The organism is Leclercia sp. EC_58, assembly GCF_019584355.1.
Lineage (GTDB): Bacteria > Pseudomonadota > Gammaproteobacteria > Enterobacterales > Enterobacteriaceae > Enterobacter.
In genome coordinates, this window is the sequence record NZ_VDAM01000001.1 from 1,954,144 (window position 1) to 1,960,735 (window position 6,592).

Consider the following 6,592-nt stretch of genomic DNA (forward strand, 5'->3'; position numbering starts at 1 on the left):
ACGACATCAACCTTTGATGTTTTTGATTAAATATTCAAGCACGTCACCGGTTTTGATCATCTGCTTCTCACCGTTACGACGATACTTATACTCGATCTCGTCATTATCAAGGTTACGATCGCCGATCACGATGGTGTGCGGAATGCCGATCAGTTCCATATCCGCAAACATCACGCCTGGGCGCTCTTTACGATCGTCCATCAGCACTTCGATACCCTGCGCACGCAGCTCGCTGTAGAGTTTTTCCGCCAGCTCCTGCACACGGTAGGACTTATGCATGTTCATCGGCAGGATCGCCACCTGGAACGGAGCGATGTTGTCCGGCCAGACGATGCCACGCTCGTCGTAGTTCTGCTCAATAGCGGCAGCAACCACACGGGTCACCCCAATACCGTAGCAGCCCATGGTCAGGATCTGGTTACGGCCATCTTCACCCTGAACGGCGGCGTTCAGCGCGCGGGAGTATTTATCACCCAGCTGGAAGATATGCCCGACTTCGATACCGCGTTTGATCATCAGGGTGCCGTTGCCGTCCGGGCTTGGATCGCCTGCCACCACGTTACGAATATCCGCCACTTCTGGCGTCGCGACGTCGCGATCCCAGTTAATGCCGAAATAGTGTTTGCCGTCGATATTCGCGCCAGCAGAGAAGTCGCTCATCGCGGCAACCGTGCGGTCAACCACAACAGGAACAGGCATATTCACCGGACCCAGGGAACCCGGGCCGGCGTTGACGACAGCGCGGATTTCCGCTTCCGTTGCGAAGGTTAACGGGCTTGCAACCTGTGGCAGCTTCTCGGCTTTCACTTCGTTCAACTCGTGATCGCCACGGACCAGCAGAGCAACCAGCGGGTAGGCGCTGCCTTCGGTGGATTTCACCAGCAGGGTTTTGACCGTTTTTTCGATCGGCAGATTGAACTGCTCAACCAGCTCGGCGATGGTTTTCGCGTTTGGTGTATCAACCAGCTTCATCTCTTCGGTTGCCGCAGCACGTGGCGCTTTTGGCGCCAGAGCTTCTGCAAACTCAATGTTCGCGGCGTAATCAGAGGAGTCAGAGAAGATCACATCGTCTTCACCGCTCTGTGCCAGCACCTGGAACTCATGGGATGCGCTACCGCCGATAGAACCGGTATCAGCCTGAACGGCGCGGAAATCCAGCCCCATGCGGGAGAAGATTTTGCTGTACGCTTCGTACATCTTGTCATAGGTCTCCTGCAGCGATTCCTGAGAAGTGTGGAAAGAGTAAGCATCTTTCATCAGGAATTCGCGAGAGCGCATGACGCCAAAACGTGGACGCACTTCATCACGGAATTTGGTCTGGATCTGGAAGAAGTTCAGCGGCAGCTGCTTGTATGAGCTCAGCTCGTTGCGGATCAGATCGGTAATGACCTCTTCATGCGTTGGACCGAGAACGAATGGACGATCGCCACGATCGGCAATACGCAGCAGTTCCGGACCATACTGCTCCCAGCGACCACTCTCCTGCCACAGTTCAGAGGGCTGAACTACCGGCATTAACACCTCGATAGCACCGGCGTTATTCATCTCTTCACGCACGATGTTTTCGACTTTTTTCAGGACGCGCACGCCGGTCGGCAACCAGGTGTATAACCCGGAGGCCAGCTTGCGGATCATCCCGGCGCGCAGCATCAGCTGGTGGCTGATCACCTCGGCGTCGGCAGGTGTCTCCTTCAGAGTGGAGAGCAGATATTGGCTAGTACGCATGTTGTTACGGTTCCATTTCGAAGAGTGGAACAGGCTGACCGGCAGCCTGACACAAAAAAAGTGGTTTAGTTTACCAGTGTGGCAAAGATGCCAAAAGAGAAGAGGATAAAATTACTGAGGCTCGAGGGCAAACACTTCAAAGCCGGCCGCGGTAACGCGCCAGCGAACGTTAAAATCCAGCAGCAGGACGGCGTAGGTTTTCCCTGCCTCTTCCTCTTTGCGATAGGCTGGACGGGGATCCTGGGCCAGCACGTCGATGATAAATTCCCGCAGGCGAGGATAGCGCTTCTCCAGCTGGATCAACTGGGGGGTGAGCGCATCGGTAAACCAGACCGGCGTATCTGCCTGGGGGGCCTGCTGGGCGTAGCTGGCACGCGCATCCGGCAAGGCTTCGGCAAAAGGCAGATAAGGTTTGATATCCACTACGGGTGTACCGTCCACCAGATCCAGGCTGCCAAGCTCCAGAATCACCTGATCCTTCTGGCAGCGAATGCCTTTCAGTTCGATGAGCGACATACCGACAGGGTTTGGACGAAAGGTCGAGCGCGTGGCAAACACTCCCATCCGGGCGTTACCGCCGAGACGAGGTGGGCGCACGGTAGGGCGCCAGCCGCCAGCCATGGTCTGATGAAAGATAAACAGCACCCACAGGTGGCTGAACGCTTCCAGTCCGCGCACGGCATCGGCCTGATTATAGGGCGCGAGCAAGTGAAGTTCGCCGCTACAGCTTTTCACCAGACCAGGCTGGCGTGGCACGGCAAACTTCTCTTTATAGGGTGAGCGAATAACGCCTATCTGCTCGAACTGGAATGCACTCATTTCGCCGAGACGTTAAGGGCTGAACCTACGCAAACGGCCTGACGATAGCAGCCAGGTGTGCCGCTGGTGACCTCGCAGCTGTGCAGCAGAACCGCATTGGCCTTCATTTTAGAGGCATTGATCTGCATGCGTTTACGCGCAGTAGGAATATTTGGAGGAGAATCCTGGTTGGTAGCCTGGCAAGATTCGCCGGAGACTTCACCCAGATCGCGGAACGGTTTACCCACTAAATCTTCAGCCTTGGTATAGATTCTGACCGGCGCAGGACGTGGTGCTTTTGGCTTTTCAGGCTCCACTTTCGGCGGGGTTGCTGTGCTTTTAACAGGTTCAACAGGAGATCTGCTTAGCATAGAACAACCGCTCAGCATCAGTGCTAAAAGACAGATCGGTAAAGCACGCATATTATTTCCTCAATGAATAATCAAATCGTCAGATATTGAATCAGTTGCCTGCATAAATGACAAGACGGGCTTACGCCCGTCCTGAATGATATTACACAAAGGTAAGATTACCAGCCTTTAACTGCACCACCGTTAAAGACTTTGTTTGCTTCCTGGTAAACTTCATCAGACTGGTAAGCCTGGACGAACTTCTTCACGTTTTCCGCATCTTTGTTATCTTCGCGGGTAACGATCAGGTTAACGTACGGAGAGTCTTTGTCTTCCACGAAGATACCGTCTTTCGCTGGCGTCAGGTTAATCTGGCTGGCGTAAGTGGTGTTGATAACCGCCAGGGCGATCTGCGCATCATCCAGAGAACGTGGCAGCTGTGGCGCTTCCAGCTCAACAATTTTCAGGTTTTTTGGGTTCTCGGTCACATCCAGAACGGTCGGCAGCAGGCCAACACCATCTTTCAGTTTAATCAGACCTACTTTCTGCAGCAGCAGCAGGGAACGACCAAGGTTGGTTGGATCGTTAGGTACTGCTACCTGAGAACCGTCCTGCAGTTCTTCTAATGATTTGATTTTTTTGGAGTAGCCCGCGATTGGGTAAACGAAAGTATTGCCTACCGCAACCAGCTTGTAGCCACGATCTTTGATCTGCTGGTCCAGGTACGGTTTGTGCTGGAAGGCGTTAGCATCGATATCGCCTTTGCTCAGCGCTTCGTTAGGCAGAACATAATCGTTGAAAGTCACCAGCTCCACGTCCAGGCCATACTTCTCTTTCGCCACTTTCGCTGCCGTCTCTGCCACCTGCTGCTCCGCACCGACGATAACGCCCACTTTGATGTGGTTTGGATCTTTTTCGTCCTGGCCACAACCTACCAGTGCCAGAGAGCCGATCAGCGCGCCTACCGCAGCAAAGGTCTTAAATTTAAACGCCATGTTTTTATCCTTAACTCGTCGAGTTTGTGTTGTGTAACGTTATTTGTGCGTAACAGCCCGGACGATGCGATCGCCAGAGAATTGAATGAGATAAACCAGTACAACCAGCAGAACCAGCACGGTATTCATAACGGTAGCATTGTAGCCAATGTAACCATACTGATAGCCGATCTGTCCCAGACCACCGGCGCCTACCGCACCACCCATCGCTGAGTAACCCACCAGAGTAATCAGCGTGATGGTGGCCGCGTTGACCAGACCTGGCAGGGCTTCTGGCAGTAAGACTTTGCGTACAATCTGCATCGGCGTCGCACCCATGGCGCGGGACGCTTCAATCAGCCCCGACGGGATCTCTAGCAGCGCGTTCTCAACCATGCGGGCGATAAACGGCGCAGCACCCACGGTCAGAGGGACGATGGCAGCCTGCAGGCCGATGGATGTGCCCACAATAACGCGGGTGAAGGGGATCATCCATACCAACAGAATGATGAAGGGAATGGAACGGAAGATGTTCACCAGCGCGGAGAGCGTGCGGTAAAGTTTTGCGTTCTCAATAATCTGACCCGGACGGGTGACGTACAGCAGCACGCCCACCGGCAGGCCAATGACAAAACCGAAGAAGCCGGATACGAAGGTCATCGCCAGCGTTTCCCAAACGCCACGTGCCAGCAACCACATCATTGCCTCAGACATAACCCAGTACCTCAACTTTTACATGATGCTCTTGCAGCCAGGCGATCGCCGCCTGCGTATCTTCTTGCGTACCGTGCATTTCAGTCAGCATGATGCCGAACTTCACGCCACCGGCGTAATCCATCTGCGCGCTAATAATGTTGTTATTCACATTGAAGCGGCGGGCGGTTTCAGACAGCAGCGGGGCATCCACTGACTTGCCGGTAAACTCCATCCGCAGCATCGGAACGCTGTTTGCTTCTGGTTGCGCCTTTAAACGTGCCAGATAGTCTTCCGGAATATCCAGATGCAGCGTGGCCTGAATAAACTGCTGCGCCAGTGGGGTTTTCGGATGCGAGAACACTTCGCTGACGGTGTCTTGTTCAATCAGTTCACCCTGGCTTATTACCGCTACACAGTCGCAGATGCGCTTAACCACATCCATCTCGTGCGTAATAAGGAGAATGGTCAGCCCCAGTCGACGGTTAATGTCCTTTAACAGCTCCAGAATCGAGCGGGTTGTTGCCGGATCCAGGGCGCTGGTGGCTTCGTCACAGAGCAATACTTTTGGGTTGCTGGCCAGCGCACGCGCAATCGCCACGCGCTGCTTTTGTCCGCCGGACAAGTTGGCCGGGAAGGTGTCGTGCTTCTCGCTCAGACCGACCAGATCCAGCAGTTCGGTAACGCGACGTTTAATTTCGTCTTTGGGTGTGTTATCCAGCTCCAGCGGCAAGGCAACGTTGCCAAACACGGTGCGCGAAGAGAGCAGGTTAAAGTGCTGGAAGATCATGCCAATCTGGCGGCGGGCTTTAGTCAGTTCTGCTTCTGAAAGCGTGGTCAGTTCCGTACCATCAACCTGAACGTGACCTTCGGTCGGGCGTTCAAGCAAGTTAACGCAACGAATGAGCGTACTTTTACCTGCACCTGAGGCGCCAATGACGCCATAAATCTGTCCAGCCGGAACATGCAGGCTAACGTTGTTCAACGCCTGAATGGTACGGTTCCCTTGCTGGAACACTTTGGTGATATTCGAAAGTTTAATCATTAGATTATTTTTATCGTATGTAAGTTAGCCGTGGCATTTTCTGCTGCCTGATACGGGCGATGACCGTCAACAAAACGGATGTTAAGGCATCCAGACGTCTAAATCAATCCAACTCTGCACGATGAGCACTTTCTTGCGCAGTGAAACATGAGATACTACGCAGACATCCCTATTCAGGAGCAAACCGGTGGCAAAATCAGTACCCGCAATTTTTCTCGATCGTGACGGCACAATTAATGTCGATCATGGTTATGTGCATGAGATAGACGAATTTGAATTCATTGATGGCGTTATTGAAGCCATGCGTGAATTAAAAGAGATGGGATTTGCGCTGGTGGTCGTCACCAACCAGTCAGGCATCGCGCGCGGTAAATTCACCGAAGCACAATTTGAGACCTTAACGGAATGGATGGACTGGTCACTGGCGGATCGCGGCGTTGATCTGGACGGTATCTATTATTGTCCACATCACCCACAGGGAACCGTAGACGAGTATCGCCAGACCTGTGATTGCCGAAAACCACACCCGGGTATGCTCACTTCCGCACAAGAGTTCCTTCATATAGATATGAGCGCTTCATATATGGTGGGCGATAAACTGGAAGATATGCAGGCAGCTGCCGCGGCAGGCGTAGGGCATAAAATTCTGGTGCGTACTGGCAAGCCTGTTACGCCTGAAGCGGAAAATGCAGCGGATTGCGTGATTAACAGCCTGGCAGCGCTGCCGGAAACCATCAAAAAGCAGCAAAAATAGGCATTGTGGCGAAAAGGTGAGCGGTTGAAATAAAATTGTCGTTTTCCGCTTGTCAGCGCCGGAGAACTCCCTATAATGCGCCTCCATCGACACGGCGGATGTGAATCACTTCACACAGACAGCCGGGCCGGTTGAGGCGAAAAGCGAAAATAATCGCTTGACTCTGAAAGAGGAAAGCGTAATATACGCCACCTCGCAACGGTGAGCGAAAGCCGCGTTGCACTGCTCTTTAACAATTTATCAGACAATCTGT

General features: G+C 53.2%; 7 protein-coding genes. 1 reads left to right on the forward strand and 6 read right to left on the reverse strand.

Translation table 11 applies throughout. The features are described from left to right. Positions 1-6 precede the first annotated feature (6 nt). The 6 genes from proS to metN form a co-directional block, all read right to left on the reverse strand. Positions 7-1,725: a proline--tRNA ligase gene (gene proS / locus FHC51_RS09465; RefSeq protein WP_156653940.1), complete on the reverse strand. Its 1,719-nt coding sequence runs from the start codon at positions 1,723-1,725 to the stop codon at positions 7-9. 111 nt (positions 1,726-1,836) lie between these two features. Beyond that, positions 1,837-2,544, reverse strand: a complete 708-nt coding sequence (gene tsaA / locus FHC51_RS09470; protein ID WP_103178357.1) for a tRNA (N6-threonylcarbamoyladenosine(37)-N6)-methyltransferase TrmO — start codon at positions 2,542-2,544, stop codon at positions 1,837-1,839. Beyond that, a complete protein-coding gene (rcsF, locus tag FHC51_RS09475; protein WP_103178358.1) occupies positions 2,541-2,945 on the reverse strand; it encodes an Rcs stress response system protein RcsF in 405 nt (134 codons plus the stop codon). The genes tsaA and rcsF overlap by 4 nt, the downstream gene beginning before the upstream one ends. Before the next feature lie 107 nt (positions 2,946-3,052). Then, complete coding sequence (gene metQ / locus FHC51_RS09480; RefSeq protein WP_039030286.1) at positions 3,053-3,868, reverse strand: methionine ABC transporter substrate-binding lipoprotein MetQ; 816 nt, start codon at positions 3,866-3,868, stop codon at positions 3,053-3,055. A 39-nt stretch (positions 3,869-3,907) separates the two neighbouring features. Further along, on the reverse strand, positions 3,908-4,561 hold the full coding sequence (locus FHC51_RS09485; protein WP_039030285.1) for a methionine ABC transporter permease MetI: 654 nt from the start codon (positions 4,559-4,561) through the stop codon (positions 3,908-3,910). Continuing rightward, on the reverse strand, positions 4,554-5,585 hold the full coding sequence (metN, locus tag FHC51_RS09490; RefSeq protein ID WP_103178359.1) for a methionine ABC transporter ATP-binding protein MetN: 1,032 nt from the start codon (positions 5,583-5,585) through the stop codon (positions 4,554-4,556). The genes FHC51_RS09485 and metN overlap by 8 nt, the downstream gene beginning before the upstream one ends. Before the next feature lie 187 nt (positions 5,586-5,772). Between metN and gmhB the strand changes: the two genes are divergently transcribed. Beyond that, the gene (gene gmhB / locus FHC51_RS09495) at positions 5,773-6,339 is read left to right on the forward strand and encodes a D-glycero-beta-D-manno-heptose 1,7-bisphosphate 7-phosphatase (protein ID WP_114387898.1); all 567 of its coding nucleotides are present in this window, start codon (positions 5,773-5,775) and stop codon (positions 6,337-6,339) included. Positions 6,340-6,592: the final 253 nt, after the last annotated feature.

Coding starts and splice junctions, on each gene's coding strand:
- proS (WP_156653940.1), bottom strand. CDS start 1,725: ATGCGTACTAGCCAATATCTGCTCTCCACTCTGAAGGAGACACCTGCC.
- metN (WP_103178359.1), bottom strand. CDS start 5,585: ATGATTAAACTTTCGAATATCACCAAAGTGTTCCAGCAAGGGAACCGT.
- metQ (WP_039030286.1), bottom strand. CDS start 3,868: ATGGCGTTTAAATTTAAGACCTTTGCTGCGGTAGGCGCGCTGATCGGC.
- FHC51_RS09485 (WP_039030285.1), bottom strand. CDS start 4,561: ATGTCTGAGGCAATGATGTGGTTGCTGGCACGTGGCGTTTGGGAAACG.
- rcsF (WP_103178358.1), bottom strand. CDS start 2,945: ATGCGTGCTTTACCGATCTGTCTTTTAGCACTGATGCTGAGCGGTTGT.
- tsaA (WP_103178357.1), bottom strand. CDS start 2,544: ATGAGTGCATTCCAGTTCGAGCAGATAGGCGTTATTCGCTCACCCTAT.